Below are 26,917 nucleotides of genomic sequence, written 5' to 3'. Positions count from 1 at the left end.
CGCTGCCGAACTAAACGCCCGCCCCAGGAAGGCACTCGGCTGGGAGAGCCCAACCGAGTGCCTGTCTAAACTCCTGGCGTCAGCCCAGAACTAGCCCACCGTGTTGCGACGATCCCTGGAACTCAAGGACAGTCGGGGCGGGCGCTTCGGCGTACCAGGGGTGGGGTAGGTCAGGGGGCTATGTAGGTGACGGTGATCTGTTGGTACCCGAGGGAGCGGAGCAGCCCCTCCAGCATCTTGCGGGTGTTCTCCTCGGCTCGGGCGGAGAGCCCGCTGTCCCGGGCGGCGGCCGTGATCCGGTCCTCGGCGAGCTGGTAGACCTGCTGCTGCCGGTTGGGGTCGTTGCCCACCAGGTCACCGAGTCGGTTGAGCAGACCGCGCTCCTCGGCGAAGACGTAGCTCTTCTCCATGTCGAGGTTGGTCTCGCCGAGCTGCGGCGCGGGCAGCTTGATCTCGACGGACTTGCCGTCGGCGGACTGGACGACGGCACCCTCAGCGATCTTGGTGAAGTCGACGTACGCCTCGACGCTGCCGGCACCGACGAACAGGGTGCGCTCGTTGAGCAGGAAGTCCGGAACGTTGCGCCTGTCGTTCTGCGTGTCGACAACGACCTGGAAGTTGCCTTCGGCGGCCACGTAGCGGCTGAGGTCCTGGATCGACTTCAGCAGCGGTGGCTGACTGCGGTCGGTCTGCTCCTTGGCGAACGGGTTGCGGAACTCCGGCAGGATGCCGGTCGCCTGAATGCCGAGCAGCACGACCACGGCCAGCGCGGCGGCGCCGAGCAGCAGGAGCAGACCTCGGGCCGCCCCACCGCCACCACCACCGGCGGGGCCATCGCCACCGCCCGTCGGACCACCGGGCCCACCGGGGCCGCCAGGGCCACCGGGACCAGTAGGCCCACCGGGACCCGCAGGCCCGACGGGGTCGCCGGGTGTATCCGCGGCCCACTCGGGTGTCGCGGTCGACCGCGCCTTGAGATCGTCGCCGGTCGGGTAACCGGGGAACTCCCTCGTGGGCTCGTTGCTGCCAGCGTCGCGGGCCATCACGCTCACCGTCCTCGTCAGACACGTCGTCTGTCAATGACGGTACGGCCCCGATACGACAGCCGCGCGGCGAGCGCCAGGAAGCGACAAACGAGCAGGTCAGGCGAATGCGGAGAGCCCGGTGAGCCGCTGCCCGATGACCAGTTGGTGGATTTCGGAGGTGCCCTCGTAGGTCAGCACGCTCTCCAGGTTGTTGGCGTGCCGCATCACCGGGTACTCGCCGGAGACGCCGTTGGCGCCGAGGATGGTGCGGCACTGCCGGGCGACGGCCAGCGCCTCCCGCACGTTGTTCAGTTTGCCCACGCTCACCTGCTCGGGCCGCAGCCGGCGGGCGTCGGCGAGCCGGCCCAGGTGCAGCGCGAGCAGCTGCCCCTTCACCAACTCGACAGCCATGTCGGCGAGCTTCGCCTGGGTGAGCTGGAAGCCGGCCAGCGGGCGACCGAACTGGGTGCGGGTGGTCGCGTACGCCAGTGTGGTTTCCAGGCAGTCGCGGGCCGCGCCGACCGCGCCCCAGACGATGCCGTAGCGGGCCTCGGTGAGGCAGCTCAGCGGCGCCTTGAGCCCGACCGCCTCGGGCAGTTGGGCGTCGGCCGGGAGCCGGACGTCGTCGAGCACGATCTCGCCGGTCACCGACGCGCGCAGCGACATCTTGCGACGGATCTCCCGGGCCGTGACGCCGGGCGTGTCCATCGGTACGGCGAAACCCCGTACGCCGTCGTCGGTGCGCGCCCAGATCACCGCGACGTCCGCGATCGGGGCGTTGGTGATCCACATTTTCCCGCCGGTGAGCACCCAGTCGTCGCCGTCGCGGCGGGCCCGGGTGGCCATCGAGGCGGGGTCTGAGCCGTGGTCCGGCTCGGTCAGGCCGAAGCAACCGATCGCCTCACCGGTGGCCATCGACGGCAGCCAGTGTTGCTTCTGCTCCTCGCTGCCATAGCGCCAGATGGCGTACATGGCGAGGGATCCCTGCACGGAGACCAGGGAGCGGAGGCCGGAGTCCCCGGCTTCCAGCTCCTGGCAGGCCAGCCCGTAGGCGACAGCGGAGGCGCCGGCGCAGCCGTAGCCGGTGAGGTGCATGCCGAGCAGACCGAGCTTGCCGAACTCGCGGGCCAGCTCCCGGGCGGGCACCTTGCCGTCCTCGTACCAGTCGGCGACGTGGGGTCGCACCCGGTCGTCGACGAGCTGGCGGACGACGTCGCGGATCTGCCGCTCCTCCTCGGTGAGCGACGGGTCCAGGTCGAGCAGGTCCAGCGGAGCGGTCATGGACGCCACCCTAACGAAGGTTCAGCGCGCGAAAGAAGGGCTCGTCACTCGATGGGCTCGGAGAGCACAAGCACCCGCGCGTGGATCTGGTTGCGCTGCTGGAGAGCTGCCCGCAGCGCCCGGTGCAGCCCGTCCTCCAGGTAGAGCCCGCCGTTCCACTGCACGACGTGCGGGAAGAGGTCACCGTAGAAGGTGGAATCCTCGGCGAGGAGTTTGTCCAGCGCCAACTCGCGCTTGGTGGTGATCATCTGATCCAGGCGCAGTGGTCGCGGCGGGATCTCCGCCCACTGCTTGAGCGTCAGATTGTGCTCCGGATAGGGACGCCCGTCCCGGACCGCTCTGAAGATCACGACGGCACGCTCCCCTCCCCGTGGCCGGGCCGACCGACGGCGCCGAGCCGGGCCGCGGCGGGCACCGCGCGGCGCGGCACCGATGACCGTGCCAGCCTAGCCGCCCAGCGCACGCTGCGTTCTGCTCCCTGATGTCAGTTTCGCTATCGCTCGTCCGATCCTCAACCGGACGAACGGGACGTCCGACTCAGTTCCACCGGCCGCGGCGCACGACCTCGTCCATCGGACGACGCCCACGGCGCAACGACGGTGACCGATGGTCGGCTGCCCGGTAACCGATTGTGACGGCACCGATGGGTTGATACTCCGCCGGCACGCCGAACGCGTCCCGGTAGGCGGCGATCCGCTGCGGCGGAATGCCGAAGAAGCACGCCCCCAGCCCCTCGTCCACGGCGGTGAGGAGCATCAGCAAGGCGGCGAAGCCGGCGTCCACGTGCCAGTACGGCACCGGCCACCGATCCGTGGACTGGTCCGTCCAGCCCTTGTCCGGCTCCGCGTACCGCCGCAGGTAGGCCGACTCGTTGGCGTGCGGCACCACGATCAGTGGCGCTCGGCGCATACCCGCGAGCCAGCGTTCCCGCCCACCGCCATCGGGGGTGGTGACGGCCCAGAATCGTTGCCGGTCGGCCGGCTCCTCCAACACCAGGAAGCCCCAGCCCTGGGCGAAGCCGGCCGACGGCGCGCGGACCGCGTGGTCGAGCAGCCGGTCCACCACGTCGGGCGGGACCGGACGGTCCGGGTCGTAGTTGCGCACCATCCGCCGACGGCGGACGACCTCGGCGAACTCCATCAGACGCCGGGGCGGATGCCCCAGGCACCTCGCCAGGTAGTGCCGGGCTTGAGCGTGAGCAGATCCTTGCCCGACCGGAACGCGTCAGGTGGGCAGGTCATCGGCTCGACCGCCACCGAGCGGCGGTGCCGCTCGCCGGTGAGGGCGTCCCCGGTGAACACCTGCCACCAGCCGAACTCGGCGTCCGCCCAGATGCTCACCCCGGCCGAACCGTCCGGGGCGGAGAGGCTCACCGACGAACCGCCGTCGGCGTCCCGGATCACCTCACCGAAGCAGGAGTCCAGAACGGCGGCGCCGATCCGGCGAGGGCTGGTCCAGTCGTACTCGGTGCCGGCCACCGGCGTCACCCCCACCGGCAGCAGCCGACCGTCCACCAGCACCCGGCTCCGGGTGGGCAGCCGCAGCACCAGGTCGTCCACCGCGACGCCCGCAAGTTGCAGGTACGGGTGCACGGAGAAACCGAACGGCGCCAGCTCCCCGCCGGTGTTCGTCACCTCGTGCTCGGCGCGCAACCCGTCCGCGTCGACGCTCCACCGGCTGCGCAGCCGCAGCGGCCACGGGTAGCCGAGCTGCGGCGGCAGGTCGTAGCCGACCGTCACGGCGTCCGCCGACTGCTCCAGCAACTGCCACGGCACCCAGTTGACCAGCCCGTGGATTGCCACGTGCCGCTCCGGCTCGGTCAGTGCGAGCTGGTGCGTCCGCCCGCCGAACGGGTAGCGACCATCGCGGATCCGGTTCGGCCAGGGCGCCAGCACCTGCCCGGTGCTGCCGGGGCAGACCTCGTCGGTCTGGTACCCGTCGAGCAGGTCGACACCGTCGTGCCGGTACGTCCGGAGCCCACCGCCGACCTCCACGATGACGGCCTCGTGGCCGGCGGCGGAGATGGTCCACTGGGCGCCGGAGAACGGACGCGGATCGGGGCTTTCCATGCCGGCGACCCTAACCGGTCAGGTCCGGTCCTCGCTCGACGCCGTCGCCGCCCGGTAGCGCAGCAGCGCCGGGAACGCGACAGCGAGCACCACCACGAGCACCGCGGAGGCGAGCCCACCGGCTACCCAGGCCACCCCGCCGCCGAACCCGGCGGCCATGGTGCCGGCGCGCAGGTCGCCCAGGCGTGGGCCACCCGCCACCACCACCGTGTTGACGCCCTGGAGTCGGCCGCGCATCCGGTCCGGTGCGTAGACCAGCAGCATCGACTGCCGCAGCACGGCGCTGATCAGGTCGGCGGCGCCGGCCACGGCGAGCAGCACGACCATCAGCCAGAGCTGGTGCGCCAACCCCGCCGCGGCGATCGCCAGACCCCAGCCGACCACCGCGAGTACCAGGCCGAGCCCCTGCCGGCGGAGCCGGCCGATCCAGCCGGAGGTCAGCCCACCGATCATCGAGCCGATCGCGATGGCGCTGTAGAGCAGGCCGACCGAGCCACCGCCGCCGAAGCGTTCGTGCGCGATCTCCGGAAAGAGGGCCCGTGGCATGGCGAGGATCATCGCGATCAGGTCCACCCCGAAGGACAGCAGCAGGACCGGGGTGGTGGCCAGGTAGCGGAACCCGTCGACGACGCTGGCCAGACCGGCACGCCGGGCCTGACCGTCGGCGGTGGGTTCGGGCGGGAGGGAGGGCAGCCGCAGCGCGGCCCAGAGCATCGCTGTGAACAGCACCGCGTCCAGCCCGTACGCGATCGGGAGGACCACGGTGGTGTCCGGCGAGGCGGAGAGGATCAGGCCGGCGGCGAGCGGACCGGCGACCGAGGCGGCGGTGAAGGTCGTGTAGTTCAGGGTGGTGGCGGACGCCACCAGGTCTTCCGGCACCAGCCGGGGCAGCATGGCGCTGCGGGCCGGCGAGCTGATCGCGAAGGCCACCGACTGCAACGCCATCAACGCCAACAGCAGCACCGGGCTGCCCACGTCCAGCAGCGCCTGGACCAACAGACCGAGGGTCGATGCCCAGAGCAACAATGAGCCACCGAGCAGCACCGCGCGCCGATCGCGGGCGTCGGCAACCGCGCCGCCCCAGAGCCCGAAGACCAGCAACGGTACGAAGGCAGCCACTCCCAGCAGGCCCACCCAGAACGAGTCCCGGGTCAGGGCGTACATCTCCACAGGTACCGCGACGGCGGTGAACTGGAAGCCGAACATCGCCACGGTGTTGCCGAGCCAGAGCCGGCGGTACGCCGGAACCCGCAGCGGGCGCACGTCGATCGCCCAGCGGCGCGCTGCGCGCGGCCGGGTCTCCCGCACACCCGTCACGGCGCCAACCGCTCGACGGTCCAGCCACAGTCGTCGAGGCGACGGAAGCGGAGGCGGTCGTGCAGCCGGCCGGCCCGACCCTGCCAGAACTCCACCGACTCGGGTTGGACCCGCAGCCCGCCCCAGTGCGTCGGGGTCGGGATCTCGGCCTGGTCGGCGAACCGCTCGGCCGCCTCCTGGTACCGCTCCTCCAGCACCGCCCGGCCCGACACGACCTGGGACTGCGGGCTGGCCCAGGCGCCCAGTTGGGAGCCGCGCGGCCGGCTGGCGAAGTACGCCTCGCTAGTGGCGCGGTCGACGTGCGCGACAGGCCCGGCGACCACCACCTGGCGTTGCATGGGAAACCACGGAAAGACCAGGCTGGCGTACGGGTTGGCGGCCGCCTCGACGCCCTTGCGCGACAGGTGGTTGGTGAAGAAGACGAAGCCCTCCCTGTCGTACCCCTTCAGCAGCACCGTCCGTCCGCTCGGCCGGCCCGCCGAGTCGGCGGTGCCCACCACCATGGCGTTCGGTTCGGGTAGCCCGAAGGCCACCGCGTCGGCGAACCAGTTGTCGAACTGGGTGTGCCAGTCGACGGCCAGGTCAGCCTCGGTCAGGCCCAGGTCCGCGGCGTACTCGTTACGCATCGCAGCCGGGGCGGGTGTGTCACCCGTCACGTCCCCACTCCTTCTCGGGAGCCCAGCCAACGCCCTCCCGCGCTGGCCAGCCCACCCTGCCCAGTCTCACTGAGCGGGGCGGAGAATGCGCGCCCGGGGATGTCGCGTGCAGCACAGTCGCAGCGGGTCGCGTATCCCTTACTCAGCAGGCAGTATGTTCCGAACACATCCCTGAGGGTCGCCTAAGGCGCTCGGCCGATCGGGCCGGATGAGCGATCGGGCGCACCGACCAGATCCAGGAGAGCGACATGGCCGATTTCAAACCCGGGCTGGAGGGCGTCGTCGCCTTCGAGACCGAGATCGCCGAACCTGACCGTGAGGGCGGCGCGCTGCGCTATCGCGGAGTCGACATCGAGGATCTGATCGGTCAGGTGTCGTTCGGCAACGTGTGGGCACTGCTGGTCGACGGCCGTTTCGGGCCGGGCCTGCCGCCGGCGGAGCCGTTCCCGGTGCCGGTGCACTCCGGTGACATCCGCGTCGACGTGCAGTCCGCGGTGGCCATGCTGGCCCCGTACTGGGGTCTCAACCAGCTGCTGGACATCTCCGACGAGCGGGCCCGTGAGGATCTCGCCCGGGTCTCGGTGACCGCGCTCTCCTTCGTCGCCCAGTCCGCCCGCGGCCTCGGCCTGCCGGCGGTGCCGCAGAAGGAGATCGACAAGGCGCAGACCATCGTCGAGCGCTTCATGAAGCGTTGGCGCGGTGAGCCCGACCCACGGCACGTCAAGGCCGTCGACGCGTACTTCATCTCGGCCGCCGAGCACGGCCTGAACGCGTCCACCTTCACCGCTCGCATCGTCGCCTCCACCGGGGCGGACGCGGCGGCCTGCATCTCGTCGGGCATCGGCGCCCTCTCCGGCCCGCTGCACGGCGGCGCCCCGTCCCGGGTGCTCACCATGCTGGAGGCGGTGGAGCGCAGCGGCGACGCGGAGGGCTACGTCAAGGGCGTCCTCGACCGCGGCGAGCGGTTGATGGGCTTCGGCCACCGCGTCTACCGTGCCGAGGACCCGCGCGCCCGAGTGCTCCGGCGCACGGCCAAGGAGCTGGGCGCGCCGCGCTTCGAGATCGCCGAGGCGCTGGAGAAGGCCGCCCTCGCCGAGCTTCAGGCCCGCCGCCCGGACCGGGTGCTGGCCACCAACGTCGAGTTCTGGTCGGCCGTCGTACTGGACTTCGCCGAGGTGCCGGCGCACATGTTCACCTCGATGTTCACCTGCGCACGGATGGGCGGCTGGAGCGCGCACATCCTGGAGCAGAAGCGCCTCCAGCGGCTGGTCCGCCCGTCCGCCCGCTACATCGGCCCGGAGGCCCGCAAGCCGTCCGACGTCGAGGGCTGGGCGGCCATCCCGCACGGCGTCTGAGCGGTAGGAAAGGGCCCCTCCTCGACGCCGGGCGTCGGGGAGGGGCCCTTTCGACGCCCGGTCGACGGCTGCCGGAGCCGACTGTGGCGAAGGACTCAGACCGACCGCCGGGACCCCGCCCATCGCGGTCCGGCCCGGGTGCGAGGATGGGGGCCGGCAGTGTCGCCGGGCCCGCCCTCGCCCTTGCGGAAGGATCTTCAAGACCGTGGCTGACGCACCGATCATCCGGATTCCCGATGAGATCAAGCCCGCCGACGGACGCTTCGGCTGCGGCCCGTCCAAGGTTCGCCCGGCGGCGGTGTCCGCTCTCGCCGAGGTCGCGACCACCTACCTCGGCACCTCCCACCGGCAGAAGACGGTCCGGGACCAGGTGGCCCGGCTGCGCTCCGGCATCGCCGAGTTCTTCTCGCTGCCCGAGGGCTACGAGGTGGTGATCGGCAACGGCGGCACCACAGCGTTCTGGGAGGTCGCCACCTTCGGCCTGATTCGCGACCGGGCGCAGTTCGCCAGCTTCGGCGAGTTCGGCGCCAAGTTCGCCAAGTCGGTCAAGGACGCCCCGTTCCTGGGTGAGCCGACCGTCCGCAAGGCCGACGCGGGCAGCGCACCGGCCCTGGTCGCCGAGTCCGGCGTCGACGCGTACGCGACGCCGCAGAACGAGACCTCGACCGGTGTGGCCGTGCCGATCAGCCGGGTGGCCGGGGCCGACGAGGGCGCGCTGCTGCTGGTCGACGCGACCTCCGGCGCGGGTGGCCTGGAGGTCAACGTCGGCGAGACCGACGTCTACTACTTCGCTCCGCAGAAGTGCTTCGGCTCGGACGGCGGTCTCTGGCTGGCCCTGATGTCCCCGGCCGCACTGGACCGGGCCGCCGAGATCAAGGCGTCCGGGCGCTACATCCCCGCCTTCCTCGACCTGGTCACCGCGATCGACAACTCGCGGCTGGAGCAGACCTACAACACACCGGCGCTGGCCACCATCTTCCTGGCCGCCGAGCAGACCGACTGGATGAACGCGCAGGGCGGTCTGGCCTGGGCGTCGAAGCGCACCGCCGAGAGCGCCGCCACGGTCTACGGCTGGGCCGAGCGGTCCAGTGTGGCCACTCCGTTCGTCACCGACCCGGCGCTGCGCTCCAACGTCGTCGCCACCATCGACTTCGCCGACGGGGTGGACGCCACGGCGATCGCCAAGGCGCTGCGCGCCAACGGCATCGTGGACACTGAGCCCTACCGCAAGCTCGGTCGCAACCAGTTGCGGGTGGCGCTGTTCCCGGCCGTCGAGCCGGCCGATGTCGAGGCGCTGACCGCGTCCATCGACTACGTGGTCGAGCGACTCTGACGTTCGTCACGGTCGGTGTCCGTTGGAGCCTCCACGGACACCGACCGTAGTCATCGCCGCAGCTCAGTCACGACATGCGGGGTGTCGCTTCCCCCACCCTGAGGCAGATGCGCGTACGGTGGTCCGAGACGCCTGGGTGGCCGACTCGTGGCGTGCGGCCAGCGAAGCGGGACGGAGGCAACGCTATGCGCCCAGTACGCTTCGTCGCCCTCTCCGAGGACGGCCAGGCCCTGGTGCTCGCCGACGAGGTGGGGCGACTTCTCGCCCTGCCGATCGACGAACGCATCGCCGGCGTGATGCACCCCGAGCCGGGTGCCCCGCCGCTCGCGGTGGCACCGACCACCGCCGATCCGATTCCCTCACTGTCTCCTCGGGACATCCAGGCCCGCATTCGCTCAGGTGAGTCCGCCGAGGATGTCGCCCGCATCGCCGGGGTGCCGGTCGACCGGGTGCTGCGCTACGCAGGCCCGGTGCTCCAGGAGCGGGCGATGCTCGCCCAGCACGCCCGTCGCACCCGCCTCAAGGGTGCGGAGAAGCCCACCCCGCTCGCCGAGGTGGTCAACGGTCGGCTGAGCCAGCACGGCATCGACACCGAGAAGATCTCCTGGGACGCCTACCGGCGCGACGACGGCACCTGGCGGATCATCGCCACCTGGCCGTCCGGCAAGGCCACCGCGCAGGCCATCTGGGACATGGACAAGGCCCGGCAGGTGGTCACGCCGCACGACGACATGGCGCAGTATCTGTGCGCCGAGCGGCCCACGCCGATCCTCGGTCAGGAGCCGGCACCGGAGCGGACGGGGCACGGCCTGCCTGGTCCGTCGCGTGGCGAGCCGAGCCGTGGTGGGCACGGGTTGCCTGCCGCGTCCGAGCACCCGCGCCCCGGCCGCGATCCGATCCGGGCTGGCCGGGACGCGCTGCTCGCCTCCCTGGACCGCCCGCTCGGCGGCTCGTCGGGTCGTGGCCTTGAGCCGCGCACCCCGGCTGCTCTTGCCGGGTCCGATGCGCCTCGGCAGCGGCCCGTCGCTGGGGGTGCCGCCGCGCTGCTCGGCGGCGGCCAGGGGTCGGCCTTCGACGACGACTCGGACGCGCCCAAGGAGGTGCCGGCCGTGCCGTCGCTGGCGGTGCTGCGACCCCGACGGACGGCCGCTGCGGCGGCCTCCGGCGAGTCCACCGACGCCAACGGCAAGCCACGCAAGCGGCTGCCGAGCTGGGACGACGTGCTCTTCGGCAGCGGCCCGGCCGCCCGCGAATCCTCCTGACGCTTCGCGTTGACGGGTGACAGTGCACCACCCGTCAACGCGAGTGTCTGGACCTCACCGAGTGTCTCCGGCGCCTTCGCGACGAGGGGCGGCGACCCCGCGTACGGCGTCGGCGACGGCCCGGAAGTCCTTCTTGAGGATCGCGCCGTGGTTGCTGGCGACCTTCGCGCCGATCGTGATGTTCGGGTTACGGGCGGTCACCGCGTCGAGGCTGGCCCGGATCTGTTCCTGCTCGTCACCCCGACTGCCGAGGGACGTCCCGGAGGCGACCACGTACCGCACCGGGACGGTGATGGCGTCCAGCACCGGCCCCAGTTCGCGCTCGCGGGAGAGTTCGCCGAGTTCGATGTTGCTGTCCGCCATCTGGTCGGCGTTCATTCGTGGGGTCAGGCCGGTCGGGCGCAGCAGCGGCATGAACAGGTTCATCCGTCGGAACATCTTGCGGATCCGCTGCGCCATGGCCTCGTCGAGCCAGTCGTGCGGGAACGCGCCGTCGACCAGGACCGCGCCCAGGGCGCGTTCCGGGTTCCGGTTGGCCCAGTGTGCCCCGACCACCGCTCCGTAGGACCAGCCCACGAGCACCGCCTGGTGTACGCCCCGGGCGGCGAGAACGGCGTCGACGTCCCGGACGGCCGCCTCGAACGAGTAGTCGCCTGAGCGCTTCGACTTCCTGCCGCGAGCCCGCTCGTCGTAGGTGATGTGCCGGAACCCGGTGCCCAGGTCGGCGATGACCCGCCGCCAGTAGCCCTGGGTGGCGAACTGGCCGTTGAGGTAGACCACGGGGGTGCCGGGACCGCCGGTGTCGGTGACGGCCAGGGCCGTGTCGTCGACCGACACCATGCCGGTCCACGCCGTACTGGTCGAGGACATGCTGTTGTTCGTCATCTCGATCCGTCCTTTTCAGAGGCTGCGGGCGTGGATGTCGCCCTGCATGGTGCTGGCGTGGATGTCGAGCTCGATGGTGCCGTCGTTCCTGAGGGCGTTGCTGACCCGGCCGTGGCCGGTGCCGGCGTCCAGGGCGGCCGAGATGCCGGCCGCCGCCGCGACCGAGATGTCGCCGGACTGGGTACGGAGGACGACTTTGCCGCGCATGGCCTCGCCGATCCTGATGTCACCCCGGCCGGTGCTGATCTCGGCGGCGCCGTGGAGCCGGCCGACCTCGACGTCGCCGTCGATCGCGGTGAGGCGAACGCTCGCCGCCTCGTCAATCTTGATTTCCCGGTACGCCCCGTCGAAGGCGACGTCGCCGAGGCGGCCGACGCCCCGAAGCTCGGCGCTGGCGGTCCTGGCCTCGACATGGGAGTCGGCGGGCACCCGGACGGTGACCTCCACAGAGCCGGAGGGTCCGAAGAGTTTGTTGATGGGACGTGCGGTCGTGATTCGCAGGACGCCGTCGGCATAGACGACGGTGGTCTGCTCGGCGGCCCTGGTGTCGCTGCTCTTGGTGGGGTCGGCCGGGAGGATCTCGACGGTGGTGTCGGCGCGGTCCGCGGCGATGAGCTGGATGCGTCCGGCGGGGATGTCCAGGACGGCGGAGATGGGGGCGGGGGTGTCGAACGTCTGCATCGTGCTCTCCCAGGTTGGCGCTTGTTTCTGATGTGGGAAACGCTACGTTGCTTTCCAGTTTTTGCAACAACCTTGTTGCAGCAAATCAGTGTTTTCGCTGCTCAACCTCGTAAAGTTGTTGCAACGACCCTGAATCTAATGCAACGCCATCCCCATCTTCGTTGCATTGGCGTGCGGGTTAACGCTATGGTGACGGGGTCGGGGCGGCCGCCCTACGGGACCACGAGGGGGATCGCGATGCCGGGAGGCAGGCTCAGCCAGCAGGAACGCCAGCAGATCGCGCTGGGGCTGGCCGACAGCCTCCCCTACGCCGAGATCGCCCGACGCCTCGACCGTCCCACCTCAACGGTCACGCGTGAGGTGATGCGCAACGGCGGCCCCACCGGCTACCGCGCCGACCTGGCCCACCACGCGACCGAGCGCCGCGCCCACCGGCGCAAGCCAGTCCCCTCCCGTCAGGCCGAGGCGGCCCGCCGACCAGACGGACGCGACGCCCAGGCCATGGCCGACTACGAGGAGACGTTCACCACCGTCCTCATGGCCTCCGGTCTGAACAAGATGGGGGCCCGAGTGTTGACCAATCTGTTCCTCACCGACTCAGGCAGCCGCACCGCGTCTGAGCTCGCCCAGCGCCTCCAGGTCAGCCCGGCGTCGATCTCCAAGGCGATCACCTTCCTGGAGAGCCAGAGCCTCGTCCGCCGCGAACGCGACGAACGCCGCCGCGAGCGTTACGTCGTCGACGACGAGCTCTTCTACCAGGCGACGATCGCCAGCGCTCGGGCCAACGACCATCTCGTCGCGACCGCACGCCAGGGCGTCGCCCTCCTCGGCGCGCACACTCCCGCCGCCGCCCGTCTGGAGAACATCGCCCGCTTCCTCGACTTCATCAGCGAAAGCATCACCCGCTCCGCCGAACAGGCCCGCGAGGTTCTCCGCAGCAGGCCTTCCACCGCGACCAGCCACGTGCCACCGGGTCACAGCGACCAGGCGGCGATCCGTTCGTAGCGCGCTCGGCCGCCGCGAGGCGCAGACGGGCGACCTGTGCGGCGAGATGATTGACGGCCTGGACGGACGGCCGGACCGCGACGAAGAGTCGCACAGCGTGTGGCCGGTCAGCGGTGCCGCTGCCGAAGCCCAGCTCGGGCCGCCGGAAGGGCCAGCCCGGCGGCGTGCAGCACGCCCTCCACCCGGACCCGCTCGATCTCCTGATCGACGCCCTCCAGCTCGGCGAGGTGCTCGGTGATGCCGAGGGCGCGGCAGGCGAGGCGAAGCCGGTCGTCGTACGCCTGGAGCAGCGCGCTGTGCCAGACCATCGACCGGCCGGTGCCGCCGACCCGCTGACCACCGAGACGGCGCAGGTCCGCGGCGAGCTGCTCCAGCGGCCGACGGTCAGTGCTGTCGAACTGGCTGAGGTCGATGTCCCGGGTCAGCGCGTCGGCCTCGACGGCCCGGTCGAGACGGGCGATCGTGCGCTTCTCCCGTCGGCGGTCACGCCACTCGGACCAGCCGCAGACCACCCGGTCGAGGATCTCGTCGTAGCAGAAGAGCAGCGCGAATGCCGCCGGCAGACTGGCCACGGCGAGGAACGCCAGGGCCAGCATCAGCGCACGTCCGACTCCCACGTATCGACGCTAAGCCCCACCGTGCCACCCCGCCAGCGATTTGGCCGCATCCGCGCAACGGGACGCGGCCAGCGCCGGTGGTAAACCTCAGCAGTCGGTGGAGGTGACGTAGAAACGGGGCATCGGCAGCACCCGGAAACGCAGCCGGGCGCCGGAGTGGCGCAACTGCCAGGTGAGGGCGATCAGCGCGGCGGCCAGCGAGATGAGCCCGCCCATCCAGATGCTGGCACCGGCACCGTAGTGCTCCGCGACCCAGCCGATCAACGGCGCGCCGACCGGGTTGGTGCCCAGGAACACCAGCACCCACAGGGCCATCACCCGTCCGCGGAAGGCCGCGTCGACGCCCATCTGGATCCGCTGGTTGGCGGCCTGCGCGAAGAACACCATGCTGAAGCCGGTCGGCACCAGCAGGGCCACGACCAGCCAGTACGCCGAGGAGAGGCCGACCAGGGTGCCGAAGCTGGCGCAGGCGATCGCCGCGCCGAGCACCAGCCACACCGACGGGCGGCTACGGCGACCGGTGCCGCTGAGCGCGCCGCCGAGCGCGCCGACGGCCAGCGCCGTGCTGAACAGGCCGAAGGAGGCAGCGCCGGTGTGGAAGACCGTCTTCGCCAACGCGGCGAGGGTGAGCTGGAAGTTGAAGAGCGACATGCCGATCACCGACATGATCGCCATCGGCAGCAGCAGGTCGGGGCGACGCCACACGTACCGCAGGCCGTCGACGACCCGGGCGGACGCCCGCTCGTCGCGCGGCAGCAGGGCGTCGCGGTGCAGGTCGGCCGTACGCATCCGGACCACGTTGACCAGGGGCGCGATGGAGCTGACAGCGGTGAAGAGGAAGACCGGGCCCACGTCGAACGCGGCGATGGCCAGGCCGGCGACGGCCGGGCCGACGATCCGGGCGGAGTTGAACACGGCGGCGTTCAGCGACAGCGCGTTGGGCAGCAGCGGCGTGCCGACCAGTTCGGAGACGAACGCCTGCCGGACCGGGGTCTCCACGGCATTGGCCGTGCCGAGCAGCGCGGCGAAGGCGAAGACGTGCCAGAGCTGCACCAGGTCGGTGAGGACCAGCAGGGACATGCCGAGCGCCAGCAGGCTCCAGAAAGCGTTGGCGGCGAAGAGCAGCACCCGCTTGTCGTACCGGTCGGCGAGCCGGCCGGAGAGCAGGGTGAGCAGGAGCACCGGGGTGAACTGGCAGGCGGTGACCACGCCGAGCGCGGTCGCCGAGTTGTTGGAGAGCTCGAGGACGAGCCAGTCCTGGGCGATGAACATCATCCAGACGCCGATCAACTTGATCAGCTGCCCGGATGCGAAGAGGCGGTAGTTGCGGACCTGTAGGGACTGGAACATCGTGCTCAGCTTCGCCTGCACTCTTGGTGCGCCTCCTCCGGACGTACGCGTCATCGACAGGTGACGGCACGGACCCGGTGGCGCGGGTGCGGCTCAGGCGCGAGCGAGCTGCTGGAGAATCTCGGCGGCCCTCTGCAGGGTCTCCCGTTCGTCCTCGTCGAGTGCGGCCAGCCGGTGGGCCAGCCACTCGTCGCGGGCCCGCTCGAACTGGTCGAGCACGGCCTGCCCTCCTTCGGTCGCCGCGAGGATGACCTGCCGGCCGTCGGTCGGATGGGGTGTCCGCCGCACGAGGCCGCGGTCTTCCAACTTCCCGACGATCTTGGTCATCGTCGGCGGCTGCACCCGCTCCACGTCGGCCAGCTCCCGGGGTGTCATCGCGCCCGCCAGCCGCAGGCTGGTGAGCGCGGAGACCTGGGTGACCGTGAGGTCGCCGACCGGTCGGGCCTGTCGGACCCGCCGGTTGAGTCGGGTGATCGCATCACGCAGCTGGGGAGCCAGCTGCGCCGGTGGCACGCGTTCCGCCGTCACCGTCCGCTCCGTCACAGTAGTTAGCCTAACTAATGAGCATGGCTAACGAGATCCGTTATGACCAGGCTCACGAGGGGATTCAGATGGTACGGGCGGGGAACCCTGATCGACTCCCCGCCCGGACGTGTCTCAGAGCACCAGGGACTCGATCGGCCCACGCAGGAAGTACAGCACGAACAGCGCGGCCACCCCGTACAGCAACGGGTGGACCTCCCGGGCCTTGCCCCGCGCCAGCTTGACCACCACGAAGGTGATCAGACCTGCGCCGATCCCGTTGGAGATCGAGTAGGTGAACGGCATCAGCACGATGGTGAGGAACGCCGGAATGGCGATCTCGTAGTCCGACCAGTCGATCGTCCGCACCGCTGTCATCATCAGGAAACCGACCACCACCAGGGCCGTCGACGCCGCCTCGAACGGCACGATCACGACAAGTGGCGCCAGGAACATCGCGAGCAGGAAGAGCGCGCCGGTGACCAGGTTGGCCACGCCGGTCCGCGCACCCTCCGCGACACCGGCGGCACTCTCGATGTACGACGTGTTGCTGGAGGTGCTGGCCGCACCGCCGGCCGCCGCCGCGATCGAGTCGACGAGCAGGATCTCCTTGGCCTTCGGCGGGGTGCCCTGCTCGTCGAGCAGGCCGCCCTCCTGGCCGACCGCGACCATCGTGCCCATGGTGTCGAAGAAGTCCGTGATCAACAGCGTGAAGATGAACATCAGCACGACCAGCCAACCGGCCCGGCCCCACGAGTCGAGCACGTTGAACTTGCCGAGCAGCGACAGGTCCGGCAGGTCGACCACCGTCTTGGGCAACTCCGGCACGTTCAGCGACCAGCCCTTCGGGTTGGGCTGTCCGTTGACGAACGACGGGCCGATGTTGCCGATCGCCTCGACGATCACCGCCAGCACCGTCGAGGCGAGGATGCCGATCAGGATCGCGCCCTTCACCCGACGGACCACCAACACCAGCGTGATCAGCAGGCCCACCACGAAGACCAGCATCGGCCAGCTCACCAGCTTGCCGCCGATGCCCAGGCCGACCGGAACCGTGGTGTTGGCGGCGTCCGGGATGCGCCGGACGAAGCCGGCGTCCACCAGGCCGATGATGGTCAGGAACAGGCCGATGCCGACCCCGATCGCGGTCTTCAGCTGGGTCGGCACCGAGCGGAACACAGCGGTCCGCAGACCGGTCAGCACCAGCACCGCGATGATCAGACCCTCGATCACCACCAGGCCCATCGCGTCGGCCCAGGTCATCTCGGGAGCGATCTCGTACGCCACCAGCGCGTTGACGCCCAGACCGGCGGCGAGCGCCAGCGGGAACCGGCCGACCACACCCATCAGGATGGTCATCAGACCGGCCACCAGCGCGGTCGCGGCAGCCAGTGCGGGAATCGGAAGGCTCTTGCCGTCACCGTCGACGGCGCCGCCCAGGATCAGCGGGTTGAGCACCACGATGTACGCCATCGTGAAGAAGGTCGCCAGGCCACCGCGTACCTCACGGCTCAACGTCGAGCCACGGGCGGAGATCTCGAAGAACCGGTCGAAACCGTTACGCGGATGAGCGGGATTGGGAGGTGTGCCGTTCTCGGGCGGCGCTACTGCCATCAGGTCCTCGCAGGTGATCTTCCAGTTGTCGCGCGCATCGTCCCAGATCGTCGGTGGGCAGGGGAAGCAGATCCCGTACGCTTGCCGAATGCCGAACGAGCAGCCACCGCGGCCCGCACCACTGGATCCGCCGATGGTGCCGTTCGCCCTCGCCGGGTTGATCGCGTGGGCGGTGGCCGGGCTGGTCCTGCTGATCTTCTTCCGGGGTTGGCTGACCGACCACGGTCACCAGAACTGGCTCTGGACCTGCCTCGCCGGTTTCCTCTGGGGCTTCCCGGGCCTCGCCGTGATGATGCGGCACGACGCCAACCGACGCCGACGCCGCGCGAGGTGACCTGGCCACCGCGCCGGACCACTCCGGCGCGGACGATCAGGAGTGCCCGTACGGCTCCGCCGGCTCAGCGGCCTCGACCGAGCCCGGTGCCCGGCTGACCGACATGGCCTCCACGGCGCTGTCGTCGTACACCGTGGGCAGTTCCTCGACCGCGGTCTCTGCCGCCTCGATCAACGTCTCGGAGTGAGCGCCGCAACCGTGATCGGCGCTCACCACCCGGCCGTCGTCGGGGGCGTAGAAGTTGCCACACGCCCCGAATGCCTGCCGCATCGCACCGGCCAGCGGCAGGTAGAAGCCGCAGGTGCCGCAGCGGGCGGCGGTCGGAGCGGCGGTCGAGATGGCCGCGGCGGGGCCGTGGTCACCCTCGTACCAGCGCTGCGCCGTGTCGATGCGCCCCTCCCGGGAGAGCACGCGGGCGCGCCCGAGGCCCAACTCCCATGCCGTCTCCTCGACCGCCGGGTCGTCGGAGAGCAGGTAACCCGGGACCAGTCGATCGTCGTCGGGGGAGGTCGGGAGCAGGTCGCCCGGGCCCAGATCGCCCGGCTTGAGACGCTCCTGCCAGGGCAACCAGCCGGGCGCGAGCAGCGCGTCCGGGCCGGGCAGCAACACCGTCTCGCAGATGGTCACCGTCTTGCTGCGTGGCACCCGGGTGACGGTGACCGCCCAGCGCCAGCCGTTGTAGCCGGCGAGACGGCATTCGAAGTAGTGGGTGACCAGCCGATCACCCTCGGCCACGACCTGCAGGTGGTCGCCGACATCGTCGGCGTCCACCTCGGTGATGCCTGCGCGGGCCACCTCGACGGCGGCGGCGCAGACCTGGTCGAGACGGGCGGCGCGGGTGGAGGCGGGCCTGGTCACCTCACCATTGTTCCCCATGCGCCTCGCAGGGGTGACAGGGACTCCCGGGGAACCTTTCCCAGCGGTGGTGCGGCGTACCCGGATCGGATGGGCGAGGATGGTGCACATGCCGTCGTACTCCCGCTCCGGGCGATCCGTCCTCGGCCGGACCGTCGGCACCGGCATTCGTGCCATCCGTCTGCTGTTACGCGGTTCGGTGGGCAGCGGCCGCTGGGTGACCCGCCGGGCCGGTCGGGCCCGCGCCCGGGGCGCCGGCGGCGAGGTCGGCATGGTTCGCCTGTTCGACCTGCACGCGCTCTCCTGTGCCGGTGACACTCTGATCGCCATTGGTCTGGCCGGCACGATCTTTTTCAACGTGCCGCTCGGCGAGGCCCGCAGCAAGGTCGCCCTCTACCTGCTGGTGACCATGGTGCCGTTCGCGATGCTCGCCCCGGTGGTGGGCCCGCTGCTGGATCACTTCCGGCACGGCCGGCGGTACGCCCTGGCCGCGACGATGCTCGGCCGCGCCTTCCTGGCCTGGTTGATCTCCGACTACATCCACGGCTTCGGGCTCTATCCGGCCGCGTTCGGGGTGCTCGCGCTCTCCCGGGCGTACGGCGTGGCCCGCTCCGCGGCGGTGCCCCGGTTGTTGCCGGAGGGCCTCGGCCTGTCCCAGGTGGGTGCCCGGGCCAGCGTCTACGGCACGGTCGCGGGCGCGCTGGTGGCGCCGATCGGGTTGGCCGCGTTCTGGTTCGGGCCGCAGTGGCCGCTACGGGTCGCGTCGGTGATCTTCCTGGTCGGCATGGTGATCTCGCTGCGGCTGCCACCGAAGGCTGACTCGGAGCCACCGGAGCGGGTCCCCCGGCCACTGCGCGCGCTGGGCCGTCGCCGTGGCGATCGGCCGCTGGGCCGGGGCCGACCGTCCGGCCGGCTGGTGATCGCCACCCTGATCGGCGCGGCGACGCTACGCGCGCTCTACGGCTTCCTGCTGCTCTTCCTCGCCTTCGCGATCAAGAAGGGCGACCTGACCACCGTGGTGTTCGGTCGGGATCTGGGCGCCGAGTGGGCGTTGGGTGTGGTCGGCGGGGCGCTCGCGGTCGGCACCTTCCTGGCCACCGCCATCGGCACTCGACTGCGCATCCATCGGCCGACCGCCATCCAGTCCAGCAGCATGATCATCGTGGCCGGGGTGGCGGTGCTCGCCGTCATCCAGTTCTCGCTGCTGATGGTCGCCCTGCTCTGCCTGGTCGCCGCGATGGCCAGCGGGATAGCCAAGCTGGCAGTGGACGCCTCGATCCAGGAGCGCATCCCGGAACGGTTGCGGGCCAGTTCCTTCGCCCACTCCGAAACGGTGCTGATGCTCGCCTTCGTCGCCGGCGGCGGGCTGGGGCTGGTGCCGTTCGATGGTCGGATGGGCATCGCCGTCGCCGCCGGGGTCGGCGTACTGGCCGCGATCCGAGGTGTGCTGGCCGCCGCCCGGCTGCGCGGCGAGAAGCTGGCCGGCCGGCCGCTCGGCGACGACGAGCTGACCGAGGCCGAGCTGGCGGACGAGCCAGGAGACCCCGCACCCACGTCACCGGCGCCGGCCCAGACCAGCTCCCCGCAGCACGACGACCCGAGCCTCGCCCCGCCGGGCTACCACATCTACCGTCCGTCGTCGGCGGTTGGCGGGCCGGGAGGCGGGGCCGACGACGAAACCCGGCGCGAGTCCCCCGGCTCACTCTCGTGACCGGTCTGCTGGTGGTGACGGCGGTTCCCGCCGAGGCGGACGCGGTCCGCGCCGGGCTGACCGACCGCACCGTGACCGTCACCCCGATCGGTGTGGGCCCGGCCGTCGCCGGTGCCGCCACCGCCCGGCTGCTGGCGCTGGCCGAGGCCGCCGGCCGCCCGTACCGTGCGGTGGTCAGCGCCGGTGTGGCCGGCGGCTTCACCGGCCGGGCCGAGGTCGGCGACACGGTGCTCGGCACCGCCAGCATCGCCGCCGACCTGGGCGCCGAGTCGCCCGACGGTTTCATCCCCGTCGACGAGCTGGGCATGCCGCTCGCGATGCTCGGCGCCGGCAGCAGAATGCCGGCGGACCCGGGCCTGCTGGCGGCGCTGCGGGCCGCCCTCCCGACGGCCACGGCCGGCCCGGTGCTCACGGTCAGCACCGTCACCGGCACCACCACCAGCACCGACGAGCTGCGCCGGAGGCATCCGGAAGCGGTCGCCGAAGCCATGGAGGGGTACGGCGTGGCGGTCGCCGCGGCGCAGGCCGGGGTGCCCTTCGCCGAACTACGCACCATCTCCAACCCGATCGGCCCCCGCGACCGGGACGCCTGGCGGCTGCACGAAGCCCTCGCCGCCCTGACCGCGGCAGCCCCGGCGCTGCGCTGACCCGGCGCTGCGCTCAGGAGAAACAGCGCTTGCCAGGGTTTCCCAGGCGCAGTGCGGCTGGGCGGCGTGCCTCGATCTCGAAGCCGCACGCCCGCAGCAGGTCGGTGCCGGATCCCTCGGCGATTGCGGCCGCGTCGTCGATGCCCGCCTCGCGCATCCCGGTCACCAATGCGGTCACCAGCCGGCGCCCAAGCCCCAACCGCCGGTACCGGGCATCAACGAGCACGCCGTCGAGCACCATCTCCCGCTCCGGCTGGTCCGGATGCCACTCCCCGTACTCCAGGAACGGGCTCCGCTCATGGGCCCGCAGCTCACCAACCAGTTGCCCGTGGGGCAGTTCGGCGACGTACCGCCAGCAGGTGGCCGGCAGGTCGCTACCGGTCACCCGACGCACCTGCGTAGTCCGCCGCACCTCGGCACCCCACCGCCGGTTGTCGCGATAGCGCCGGTTCAGCTCGTACGCGGCCGGTGGCAGCGGAAGTGGATACCGCTCAGGCGGCAACCGGTACCACTCCGCCCACCAGGCGCCGGGCCAGTCCCGAGGCTCGTGGACCGGCCAGACGTCCAGGTGAGCCGGGTACCGGCGGCCTGCCTCGTCCCGCATGTCGTCATGCGGGACCGGCGTGGGTTCACTGACGCCGGAGATCAATGGTGGGACGCCAATCGCCACCTTCCCACCCGCCGCCCGCACCAGGCGCTCCACTGTCCGGAATCGGGGATCGACCGCCCGTCCCGACTCGATCCGGGCCAGCGTCGGCTGCGGCACCCCGGATTTCTCGGCCAACTGCCGCTGACTCAGATCGGCCGTACGCCGCAAGGCTCGGAGCGCCGGGCCGAGATCGGCTCCGCTGGCCTCGTCGATGTGGTCACTCGCCTCGGTCACAGTCCGATGTTCCCGACTCGTCAGCGAGCTATCAACACCCTTCGTCGGGCTGTGGATAACCCTGTGGACAACCCCTCCGACCGGTGGATGACCTACTTCTGCGGATCCCTTTGGAGCTGAATCGTTTGCGGCATCACCACTTTCCCGGACCCGCCGCGGTCCAGCCGCTCCCAGCTCCCAGCTCCCAGCTCCCAGCCCTCAACCTTCGGCTCCCAGCCCTCAGACCTCGGCCGTCGGCCCTCAGCTCCCAGCCCTCAACCCTCAACCCTCGGCCCCCAGCCCTCGACCCTCAACGCCAGCGCCCGGCCTCCGGCCCTGGCTCTGGGCTGCGGGCTAGCGGGCTAGCGGGCTAGCGGGCTAGCGGGCTAGCGGGCTAGCGGGCTAGCGGGCTAGCGGGCTAGCGGGCTAGCGGGCTAGGACCCCAACTCCGGACCACGGTCACCGACTCTGGGCGATTCGTTTACGGCATCAGCTCCAAAGGGAGAGTGGGGAGGGTGCCCGACCCTGCTGGGCCAGCCGTTTCCGCGCGTCGTTCACCCGGCGGGCATTCATCGGAGTTCGGGCCGCCGCCCGCTCCGACGCGGATCACGGTTACGGGTGTCGGGCGCCAGTCGCCAGTCGCCAGTCGCGGATCACCGGTCACGGGTCACGGGTCACGGTCACGGTCACGGTCACGGTCACGGATCACAGTTGCGGGGTGGGCACGGGCCCCGGGCAGAGGACGGGGCTAACGTGAGGGGGTGGCGCTCTCCCTGGCGATCTCGCCCTGCCCCAACGACACGTTCGTCTTTCACGCGCTGGTGCACGGGCGGGTGCCCGGCGCGCCTGCGGTCGAGGTGACGTACGCCGACGTCGACGTCACCAACACGGCGGCCGAGCGGGGCGCGTTCGACCTGGTGAAGGTGAGCTTCGCGGCGCTGCCATGGCTGCTCGACGACTACCACCTGCTGCCCTGCGGCGGCGCGCTCGGTCGCGGCTGCGGCCCACTGGTGCTCACCCGGGGCGACCGGGACGGCGGGCCGGACCGCACCGACCTGACCGGCGCCACGGTGGCGGTGCCGGGTGACCGGACCACCGCGTACTTGCTGTTCCGGCTCTGGTCGGCCGGGCGGCCGCCGGCCCGGATCGAGGTGGTCCCGTTCCACGAGATCATGCCGGGCGTGGCGGCTGGGCGTTACGACGCCGGGCTGGTCATCCACGAGGCCCGATTCACGTACCACCGACACGGCCTGAGCGCCCTTGTCGACCTCGGCGAGTGGTGGGAGGCCGACACCGGCCTGCCCATCCCCCTCGGCGCGATCCTGGCCCGTCGTGGGGCGGTGGACCCGGAGGCCGCGGCCGGCTGGGTCCGCGAGTCGGTCCGGCAGGCGTGGGCGGACCCGACGGCCAGCCGGGAGTACGTGCTGGCGCACGCCCAGGAGATGGAACTCGACGTGGTGGACCGGCACATCGGCCTCTACGTCAACGAGTTCACCGCAGACCTGGGCGAGGCCGGTTTCGCCGCGGTGGCGGCACTGCTCGACCGGGCCGCCACCGCCGGCCTGGTGCCTCAGACCTCCAGCTCGCGGGCCACCGCGTGGACCAACTGAGCGATCTTCTGCGCGGACTTCTTGTCCGGGTACCGACCCCGGCGCAGGTCGGGCTGGACCTTCGCCTCCAGCACCTTGATCATGTCTTCGACCAGGCCGTGCAGCTCCTCGGCCGGCCGACGGCGCAGCTCCGCCATCGACGGCGGCGCGTCCAGCAGCTTGACTCCCATGGCCTGGGCGCCCCGGCGGCTGTCCACCACACTGAAGTCGACCCGCTGGCCACCCTTGAGGTCGGTGACACCCGCCGGCAGCGCCCCCTTGGGCAGGAACACGTCGCCGCCCTCGTCACTCGTGACGAAGCCGTATCCCTTGGCCGTGTCGTACCACTTCACTCGACCCGTAGGCACCTGAAAACCCCTGCTTCACTTGAGCCGCTACTGCTCCAAGGCTAGCTGGATCATCCCGTCGAGCGCCGCTGGGAATTCGGTGAGCTCGTTCAGCACCACTTCCGCCCCGGCCGCGCGCAGCTCATCGGCGGAGCAGGGGCCGGTCGCGACACCGATGCCGGGCACCCCGGCCGCTGCCGCCGCCACCATGTCCGCGACGTGGTCACCGACGTAGTGGGTGGCGCCGTGCTCCCGCAGCGCTGTCGCCTTCTGCTCGGCGAACAGGTCGCCGGCCAACTCGTCGACAGTGAGGCCGAGGTGGTCCAGGTGCAGCCGGGCCAGCCGGCCGATCTTGGACGTGACGACCAGCACCCGGCCACCCCGCGCACGGATCGCGTCGATGGCCTCCCGTGCGCCGGGCAGCAGGAGCGTCGGGGTGATCGCGTACGCCGGATACAGCTCGCGGTACACCTGCACGGCCGACTCGACCTGATCCAGGGGAAACCAGTGCGCAATCTCGGTACGCAGCGGCGGCCCGAGCCGGGACACCGCCAGGTCCGCGTCGACCGGCACACCGGTCCTCGCGGTCAGCGCCCGGTACGTCGCGGCGATGCCGGGGCGGGAATCCACCAGGGTCATGTCGAGGTCGAATCCGACGGTCAGTGCGGGCATGTCGAGAAACGTACCGGCTACTCCCAGTCGGCCGGACGTCCGAGGGGCGCGGAAGCCCGGTGCCGGGCTAGCGTGGAAAGACGATGACCACCTCACTCGCCGACCACCTGCGGTCGCTGCCCGACGAGTCACTGGCCGCGCTCCTCCAGCTGCGGCCCGACCTCGTCGTGCCCGTGCCGGCCGACGTCTCCGCCCTGGCCATCCGGGCCCAGTCCCGGGTCTCCGTGGCCCGCGCGCTGGACGGTCTGGACCAGTTCACCCTCCAGATCCTCGACGCCGCCCGCCTCACCCGAAATCCGGACGACGCCACCACGGCCACCGACAGCGTGCTCGCGATGGCGACCGCCGGGCCGCAACCGCCGGCTCCGACGGCCGTCCGGGCCGCCGTGGGCCGACTGCGTGCGCTCTTCCTGCTGTACGGCCCGGAGCACGCGCTCCAGGTGGTGCCCGCCGTCGACGAAGTCTCCCCGCACCCCGCTGGGCTCGGCCGGCCCGCCGCGGACCTGGACCCGCGCACGGCGGCGCTCTGCGCGGACCCGGCGAAGCTCCGACGGACGGTGCTCGCCGCCCCGCCCTCCGCTCGGGCGATCCTGGACCGGTTGGCGGCCGGCCCGCCGGTGGGCAGCGTGCCGCCGGGGGCGTTGCAGGCGCCGCCGCTCGGCGCGGAGGACCCGGTCCTCACCGACCCGACCAACGGTGGCGCGCCGACCGGCTCCCCGGTGCGGTGGCTCGTCGACAACCGGCTGCTGGTCCCCGTGACGACCGGCTCGTCCACGGCCAGCGGAACTGTGGAGTTGCCCCGCGAGGTCGGCCTGCTGCTGCGCCGCGACAGCGGTCCGCTCGGGCCGCTGCGCACCAGCCCACCGCAGGTGGCCGCCGCACCGCGCGAGCCGAAGGCGGTCGACTCGGCCGGGGTCGGGCAGACCATGGAGGTGGTCCGGCACACCGAGGGGCTGCTGGAGCAGCTCGCCGACGAACCCGCGCCGGTGCTGCGTTCGGGCGGCATCGGTGTGCGGGATCTGCGCCGGTTGGCGCGTACCGCCGGGCTGGACGAACCGACCACGGCGCTGCTGCTGGAGGTCGCGTACGCGGCAGGGCTCGTCGGTGAGCTGGAGATGCCCGGTTCGGTCACCGGCCGGTACGGGGCGGATCAGCAGGTTCTGCCGACCGGCGGGTACGAGGTGTGGCGGGCCGCCTCGCTGGCCCAACGGTGGGAGCAGCTCGCCCGAGCCTGGCTGACAATGACCCGGCAGGTGGGGCTGGTCGGCCGCCGTGACGACCGGGACCGGCCGATCACCGCGCTCTCCGCCGAGGCCGAACGGGCCAGCGTGCCGGCCACCCGACGTGCGGTGCTCGGCGTACTCGTCGATCTGGAGCCGGCGACGGCGCCCACCCCGGAGGAGGTGCAGGACCTGCTGGACTGGCGGGCCCCACGCCGCAGCCGGGGCCGGGACGCCGCCCACCGGGAGGTGTTGGCCGAGGCCGCACAGCTGGGCGTGACGGGTTTGGGGGCGCTCACCTCGTACGGTCGGCTGCTGCTCGGTGACCTGACGTCGGCCGACGAGCGGGGCGGCGACGACCCGCTGGGCGTGCACGCGGACGTCGAGAGCGGCGACCCGTCCAGTGCCGCCCGGGCGTTGGACGCGTTGCTGCCCGCACCGGTCGACCACTTCCTGGTGCAGGCCGATCTGACCGTGGTGGTGCCCGGCCCACCCGAGCCGGCGCTCGCCGTCGAGCTGGAGGCGATGACCGAGCTCGAGTCGGCCGGCGGGGCCAGCGTGCACCGGGTGACCACGGCTAGCGTGCGGCGGGCACTGGATTCCGGCTACACGGCCAACGACCTGCACGACGTGTTCCGGCGCCGGTCGCGTACCCCGGTCCCGCAGGGACTCACCTACCTGATCGACGACGTGGCCCGTAAGCACGGTGGTCTACGGGTCGGCCTGGCCGGGGCGTACCTGCGCAGCGACGACGAGACGCTGATCAGCGAGGTGCTGGCCGACCGGCGGCTGGAGTCGTTGGCGCTGCGCCGGCTCGCCCCGACGGTGCTGTGCACGCAGTATCAGGTTGGTCGGCTGCTGGGCGCGCTTCGCGACGTGGGGTACGCCCCGGTGCAGGAGGACGGCACCGGCAGCACAGTGCTGGCCCGGCCGCGAATCCGGCGTGCCCCGCCCCGGGTGTCGGTGACGACTCGGACGATCGACCCGCTGGCCGCCCCGAAGCTGCCGATGCCCCGGCTGCTCGGCGTGGTGGAGCACATCCGGCGCGGTGACGCGGCGGCGCGGGCGGCCCGACGGGCACCGGCGGTGGTGCGCGGCGGCGCGCCGGGGCTGGGTGGCGGCCCGGTGCCGGCGCACACCCACAGCGAGGCCCTGGCGGTGCTCCAGCAGGCGGTCCGGGACAAGGCGCTGGTCTGGGTCGGTTACGTCGACGCGCACGGGGCAACCGCGTCGCGCCTGCTCAAGCCGGTCTCGATCGGTGCCGGCTACCTGCGGGCCGAGGACGAACGGACCGAGATGCTGCACACGTTCGCGCTGCACCGGATCACCGCGGCGGTGGTGGCGGACTGACCGGCGGCGCCCCGCGCGGGCGCTGTGGGTCAGCGGCGGCTACGGCGTACGGTGCCGACCACCGAGATGATCAGCAGCAGCGCGAAGCCGGCGCCGGCGGACTCCCCGACCGAGTCGACGAAGCCCTGCTGGAGCACCAGCCAGCCGAAGAGGAACCACCCGAGGAGGAGCGTCGCGGCGACGGCGTACGCGATCACTGTCGCTCGGGACACCTCGTCGGGTGATGCTTGCTCGTGCTCCGCGATCACGTCACGGTCGACCGTCATGCCCAGCCTCCCCGCCCGGTCCGGCCCTGGACTCCCAGGGTGACACTCGAAAGTCCGGTCGGACAGGGGGTTACCGCCGTGATTCGGTACGT

Annotated in this window: 27 protein-coding genes; 9 read left to right on the top strand and 18 right to left on the bottom strand. The window is 71.5% G+C overall.

The window, feature by feature from the left end; translation table 11 throughout:
• Positions 1-170 precede the first annotated feature (170 nt).
• The 7 genes from KBX71_RS30150 to pdxH form a co-directional block, all read right to left on the bottom strand.
• Positions 171-1,043 carry a DUF4230 domain-containing protein gene (locus tag KBX71_RS30150; protein ID WP_210821146.1) on the bottom strand — a complete coding sequence of 291 codons (873 nt, stop codon included), beginning with the start codon at positions 1,041-1,043 and terminating at the stop codon, positions 171-173.
• A 99-nt stretch (positions 1,044-1,142) separates the two neighbouring features.
• Positions 1,143-2,306 (bottom strand): acyl-CoA dehydrogenase family protein, encoded by a 1,164-nt coding sequence (locus tag KBX71_RS30145; protein WP_210821145.1) that lies wholly within the window; start codon positions 2,304-2,306, stop codon positions 1,143-1,145.
• A gap of 44 nt (positions 2,307-2,350) precedes the next feature.
• On the bottom strand, positions 2,351-2,656 hold the full coding sequence (locus KBX71_RS30140) for a type II toxin-antitoxin system VapB family antitoxin (RefSeq protein WP_030329612.1): 306 nt from the start codon (positions 2,654-2,656) through the stop codon (positions 2,351-2,353).
• Between the two features lie 187 nt (positions 2,657-2,843).
• Complete coding sequence (locus KBX71_RS30135) at positions 2,844-3,446, bottom strand: nitroreductase family protein (protein ID WP_210821144.1); 603 nt, start codon at positions 3,444-3,446, stop codon at positions 2,844-2,846.
• Positions 3,446-4,375: an aldose 1-epimerase family protein gene (locus tag KBX71_RS30130; protein WP_210821143.1), complete on the bottom strand. Its 930-nt coding sequence runs from the start codon at positions 4,373-4,375 to the stop codon at positions 3,446-3,448. The genes KBX71_RS30135 and KBX71_RS30130 overlap by 1 nt, the downstream gene beginning before the upstream one ends.
• An 18-nt stretch (positions 4,376-4,393) precedes the next feature.
• A complete protein-coding gene (locus KBX71_RS30125; protein WP_196928633.1) occupies positions 4,394-5,692 on the bottom strand; it encodes an MFS transporter in 1,299 nt (432 codons plus the stop codon).
• Positions 5,689-6,318 carry a pyridoxamine 5'-phosphate oxidase gene (pdxH, locus tag KBX71_RS30120; RefSeq protein WP_210821150.1) on the bottom strand — a complete coding sequence of 210 codons (630 nt, stop codon included), beginning with the start codon at positions 6,316-6,318 and terminating at the stop codon, positions 5,689-5,691. The genes KBX71_RS30125 and pdxH overlap by 4 nt, the downstream gene beginning before the upstream one ends.
• A gap of 278 nt (positions 6,319-6,596) precedes the next feature.
• Here pdxH and KBX71_RS30115 point away from each other — a divergent pair, with 278 nt between their 5' ends.
• The 3 genes from KBX71_RS30115 to sepH all read left to right on the top strand — a co-directional run bounded on the left by KBX71_RS30115 (position 6,597) and on the right by sepH (position 10,298).
• Positions 6,597-7,703 carry a citrate synthase 2 gene (locus tag KBX71_RS30115; protein ID WP_124817122.1) on the top strand — a complete coding sequence of 369 codons (1,107 nt, stop codon included), beginning with the start codon at positions 6,597-6,599 and terminating at the stop codon, positions 7,701-7,703.
• A gap of 205 nt (positions 7,704-7,908) precedes the next feature.
• Positions 7,909-9,036, top strand: a complete 1,128-nt coding sequence (gene serC, locus KBX71_RS30110; RefSeq protein ID WP_210821142.1) for a phosphoserine transaminase — start codon at positions 7,909-7,911, stop codon at positions 9,034-9,036.
• Between the two features lie 185 nt (positions 9,037-9,221).
• Positions 9,222-10,298 (top strand): septation protein SepH, encoded by a 1,077-nt coding sequence (gene sepH / locus KBX71_RS30105; RefSeq protein ID WP_196928634.1) that lies wholly within the window; start codon positions 9,222-9,224, stop codon positions 10,296-10,298.
• Between the two features lie 54 nt (positions 10,299-10,352).
• On the opposite strand, the gene KBX71_RS30100 is transcribed toward sepH, so the two are convergent.
• Entirely contained in the window at positions 10,353-11,183 is an 831-nt protein-coding gene (locus tag KBX71_RS30100) for an alpha/beta fold hydrolase (RefSeq protein ID WP_210821141.1), read from the bottom strand.
• Positions 11,184-11,198: 15 nt separating this feature from the next.
• The gene (locus tag KBX71_RS30095; protein ID WP_210821140.1) at positions 11,199-11,864 is read right to left on the bottom strand and encodes a DUF4097 family beta strand repeat-containing protein; all 666 of its coding nucleotides are present in this window, start codon (positions 11,862-11,864) and stop codon (positions 11,199-11,201) included.
• A gap of 237 nt (positions 11,865-12,101) precedes the next feature.
• Between KBX71_RS30095 and KBX71_RS30090 the strand changes: the two genes are divergently transcribed.
• Positions 12,102-12,869, top strand: a complete 768-nt coding sequence (locus KBX71_RS30090) for a helix-turn-helix domain-containing protein (protein WP_210821139.1) — start codon at positions 12,102-12,104, stop codon at positions 12,867-12,869.
• Positions 12,870-12,976: 107 nt separating this feature from the next.
• Here KBX71_RS30090 and KBX71_RS30085 read toward each other — a convergent pair whose 3' ends face one another.
• The 4 genes from KBX71_RS30085 to KBX71_RS30070 form a co-directional block, all read right to left on the bottom strand.
• Positions 12,977-13,486: a hypothetical protein gene (locus KBX71_RS30085; protein WP_210821138.1), complete on the bottom strand. Its 510-nt coding sequence runs from the start codon at positions 13,484-13,486 to the stop codon at positions 12,977-12,979.
• Positions 13,487-13,573: 87 nt separating this feature from the next.
• Complete coding sequence (locus KBX71_RS30080) at positions 13,574-14,857, bottom strand: MFS transporter (protein WP_210821137.1); 1,284 nt, start codon at positions 14,855-14,857, stop codon at positions 13,574-13,576.
• Between the two features lie 72 nt (positions 14,858-14,929).
• Positions 14,930-15,379: a MarR family winged helix-turn-helix transcriptional regulator gene (locus KBX71_RS30075; RefSeq protein ID WP_030486369.1), complete on the bottom strand. Its 450-nt coding sequence runs from the start codon at positions 15,377-15,379 to the stop codon at positions 14,930-14,932.
• A gap of 114 nt (positions 15,380-15,493) precedes the next feature.
• Positions 15,494-16,972 carry an NCS2 family permease gene (locus KBX71_RS30070; protein ID WP_210821136.1) on the bottom strand — a complete coding sequence of 493 codons (1,479 nt, stop codon included), beginning with the start codon at positions 16,970-16,972 and terminating at the stop codon, positions 15,494-15,496.
• 88 nt (positions 16,973-17,060) lie between these two features.
• On the opposite strand from KBX71_RS30070, the gene KBX71_RS30065 reads away from it, so the two are divergent.
• Positions 17,061-17,306, top strand: coding sequence for a DUF2530 domain-containing protein (locus tag KBX71_RS30065; RefSeq protein ID WP_091395273.1), 246 nt, complete (start codon positions 17,061-17,063; stop codon positions 17,304-17,306).
• A gap of 36 nt (positions 17,307-17,342) precedes the next feature.
• Here KBX71_RS30065 and KBX71_RS30060 read toward each other — a convergent pair whose 3' ends face one another.
• Entirely contained in the window at positions 17,343-18,182 is an 840-nt protein-coding gene (locus KBX71_RS30060) for a DUF3027 domain-containing protein (protein ID WP_231396406.1), read from the bottom strand.
• An 88-nt stretch (positions 18,183-18,270) separates the two neighbouring features.
• On the opposite strand from KBX71_RS30060, the gene KBX71_RS30055 reads away from it, so the two are divergent.
• Both KBX71_RS30055 and KBX71_RS30050 read left to right on the top strand, forming a co-directional pair.
• Positions 18,271-19,872, top strand: a complete 1,602-nt coding sequence (locus KBX71_RS30055; protein WP_124817144.1) for an MFS transporter — start codon at positions 18,271-18,273, stop codon at positions 19,870-19,872.
• Positions 19,869-20,519, top strand: coding sequence for a futalosine hydrolase (locus KBX71_RS30050; protein ID WP_210821135.1), 651 nt, complete (start codon positions 19,869-19,871; stop codon positions 20,517-20,519). The genes KBX71_RS30055 and KBX71_RS30050 overlap by 4 nt, the downstream gene beginning before the upstream one ends.
• Before the next feature lie 13 nt (positions 20,520-20,532).
• Here the strand turns inward: KBX71_RS30050 and KBX71_RS30045 are convergent, their stop codons facing one another.
• On the bottom strand, positions 20,533-21,402 hold the full coding sequence (locus KBX71_RS30045; RefSeq protein ID WP_307847390.1) for a helix-turn-helix transcriptional regulator: 870 nt from the start codon (positions 21,400-21,402) through the stop codon (positions 20,533-20,535).
• 740 nt (positions 21,403-22,142) lie between these two features.
• On the opposite strand from KBX71_RS30045, the gene KBX71_RS30040 reads away from it, so the two are divergent.
• The gene (locus KBX71_RS30040; protein ID WP_210821134.1) at positions 22,143-22,991 is read left to right on the top strand and encodes a 1,4-dihydroxy-6-naphthoate synthase; all 849 of its coding nucleotides are present in this window, start codon (positions 22,143-22,145) and stop codon (positions 22,989-22,991) included.
• On the opposite strand, the gene KBX71_RS30035 is transcribed toward KBX71_RS30040, so the two are convergent.
• Together KBX71_RS30035 and KBX71_RS30030 are read right to left on the bottom strand one after the other, a co-directional pair.
• Positions 22,952-23,338 (bottom strand): cold-shock protein, encoded by a 387-nt coding sequence (locus KBX71_RS30035; RefSeq protein ID WP_030486362.1) that lies wholly within the window; start codon positions 23,336-23,338, stop codon positions 22,952-22,954. The genes KBX71_RS30040 and KBX71_RS30035 overlap by 40 nt on opposite strands.
• Before the next feature lie 27 nt (positions 23,339-23,365).
• Positions 23,366-23,989, bottom strand: a complete 624-nt coding sequence (locus tag KBX71_RS30030) for an HAD family hydrolase (protein WP_210821133.1) — start codon at positions 23,987-23,989, stop codon at positions 23,366-23,368.
• Positions 23,990-24,072: 83 nt separating this feature from the next.
• On the opposite strand from KBX71_RS30030, the gene KBX71_RS30025 reads away from it, so the two are divergent.
• Positions 24,073-26,559, top strand: a complete 2,487-nt coding sequence (locus KBX71_RS30025) for a helicase-associated domain-containing protein (protein WP_210821132.1) — start codon at positions 24,073-24,075, stop codon at positions 26,557-26,559.
• A 29-nt stretch (positions 26,560-26,588) separates the two neighbouring features.
• On the opposite strand, the gene KBX71_RS30020 is transcribed toward KBX71_RS30025, so the two are convergent.
• Entirely contained in the window at positions 26,589-26,825 is a 237-nt protein-coding gene (locus KBX71_RS30020) for a hypothetical protein (RefSeq protein WP_196928645.1), read from the bottom strand.
• Positions 26,826-26,917: the final 92 nt, after the last annotated feature.

It is taken from the genome of Micromonospora sp. D93 (assembly GCF_018070365.1).
GTDB classification, from domain to species: Bacteria; Actinomycetota; Actinomycetes; order Mycobacteriales; family Micromonosporaceae; genus Micromonospora; species Micromonospora ureilytica.
Note: the sequence above shows the minus strand (reverse complement) of the source record. Positions and strands in the feature narration are given on the sequence as shown.

Bases quoted from the DNA above. Each gene is read 5' to 3' on its own strand.
- KBX71_RS30115 (WP_124817122.1), top strand. From the start codon at position 6,597: ATGGCCGATTTCAAACCCGGGCTGGAGGGCGTCGTCGCCTTCGAGACC.
- KBX71_RS30060 (WP_231396406.1), bottom strand. From the start codon at position 18,182: ATGGGGAACAATGGTGAGGTGACCAGGCCCGCCTCCACCCGCGCCGCC.
- KBX71_RS30020 (WP_196928645.1), bottom strand. From the start codon at position 26,825: ATGACGGTCGACCGTGACGTGATCGCGGAGCACGAGCAAGCATCACCC.
- KBX71_RS30055 (WP_124817144.1), top strand. From the start codon at position 18,271: ATGCCGTCGTACTCCCGCTCCGGGCGATCCGTCCTCGGCCGGACCGTC.
- KBX71_RS30090 (WP_210821139.1), top strand. From the start codon at position 12,102: ATGCCGGGAGGCAGGCTCAGCCAGCAGGAACGCCAGCAGATCGCGCTG.
- KBX71_RS30130 (WP_210821143.1), bottom strand. From the start codon at position 4,375: ATGGAAAGCCCCGATCCGCGTCCGTTCTCCGGCGCCCAGTGGACCATC.
- KBX71_RS30145 (WP_210821145.1), bottom strand. From the start codon at position 2,306: ATGACCGCTCCGCTGGACCTGCTCGACCTGGACCCGTCGCTCACCGAG.
- KBX71_RS30135 (WP_210821144.1), bottom strand. From the start codon at position 3,446: ATGGAGTTCGCCGAGGTCGTCCGCCGTCGGCGGATGGTGCGCAACTAC.
- KBX71_RS30100 (WP_210821141.1), bottom strand. From the start codon at position 11,183: ATGACGAACAACAGCATGTCCTCGACCAGTACGGCGTGGACCGGCATG.
- KBX71_RS30065 (WP_091395273.1), top strand. From the start codon at position 17,061: ATGCCGAACGAGCAGCCACCGCGGCCCGCACCACTGGATCCGCCGATG.
- KBX71_RS30025 (WP_210821132.1), top strand. From the start codon at position 24,073: ATGACCACCTCACTCGCCGACCACCTGCGGTCGCTGCCCGACGAGTCA.
- KBX71_RS30150 (WP_210821146.1), bottom strand. From the start codon at position 1,043: ATGGCCCGCGACGCTGGCAGCAACGAGCCCACGAGGGAGTTCCCCGGT.
- KBX71_RS30030 (WP_210821133.1), bottom strand. From the start codon at position 23,989: ATGCCCGCACTGACCGTCGGATTCGACCTCGACATGACCCTGGTGGAT.
- KBX71_RS30095 (WP_210821140.1), bottom strand. From the start codon at position 11,864: ATGCAGACGTTCGACACCCCCGCCCCCATCTCCGCCGTCCTGGACATC.
- KBX71_RS30070 (WP_210821136.1), bottom strand. From the start codon at position 16,972: ATGGCAGTAGCGCCGCCCGAGAACGGCACACCTCCCAATCCCGCTCAT.
- pdxH (WP_210821150.1), bottom strand. From the start codon at position 6,318: ATGCGTAACGAGTACGCCGCGGACCTGGGCCTGACCGAGGCTGACCTG.
- sepH (WP_196928634.1), top strand. From the start codon at position 9,222: ATGCGCCCAGTACGCTTCGTCGCCCTCTCCGAGGACGGCCAGGCCCTG.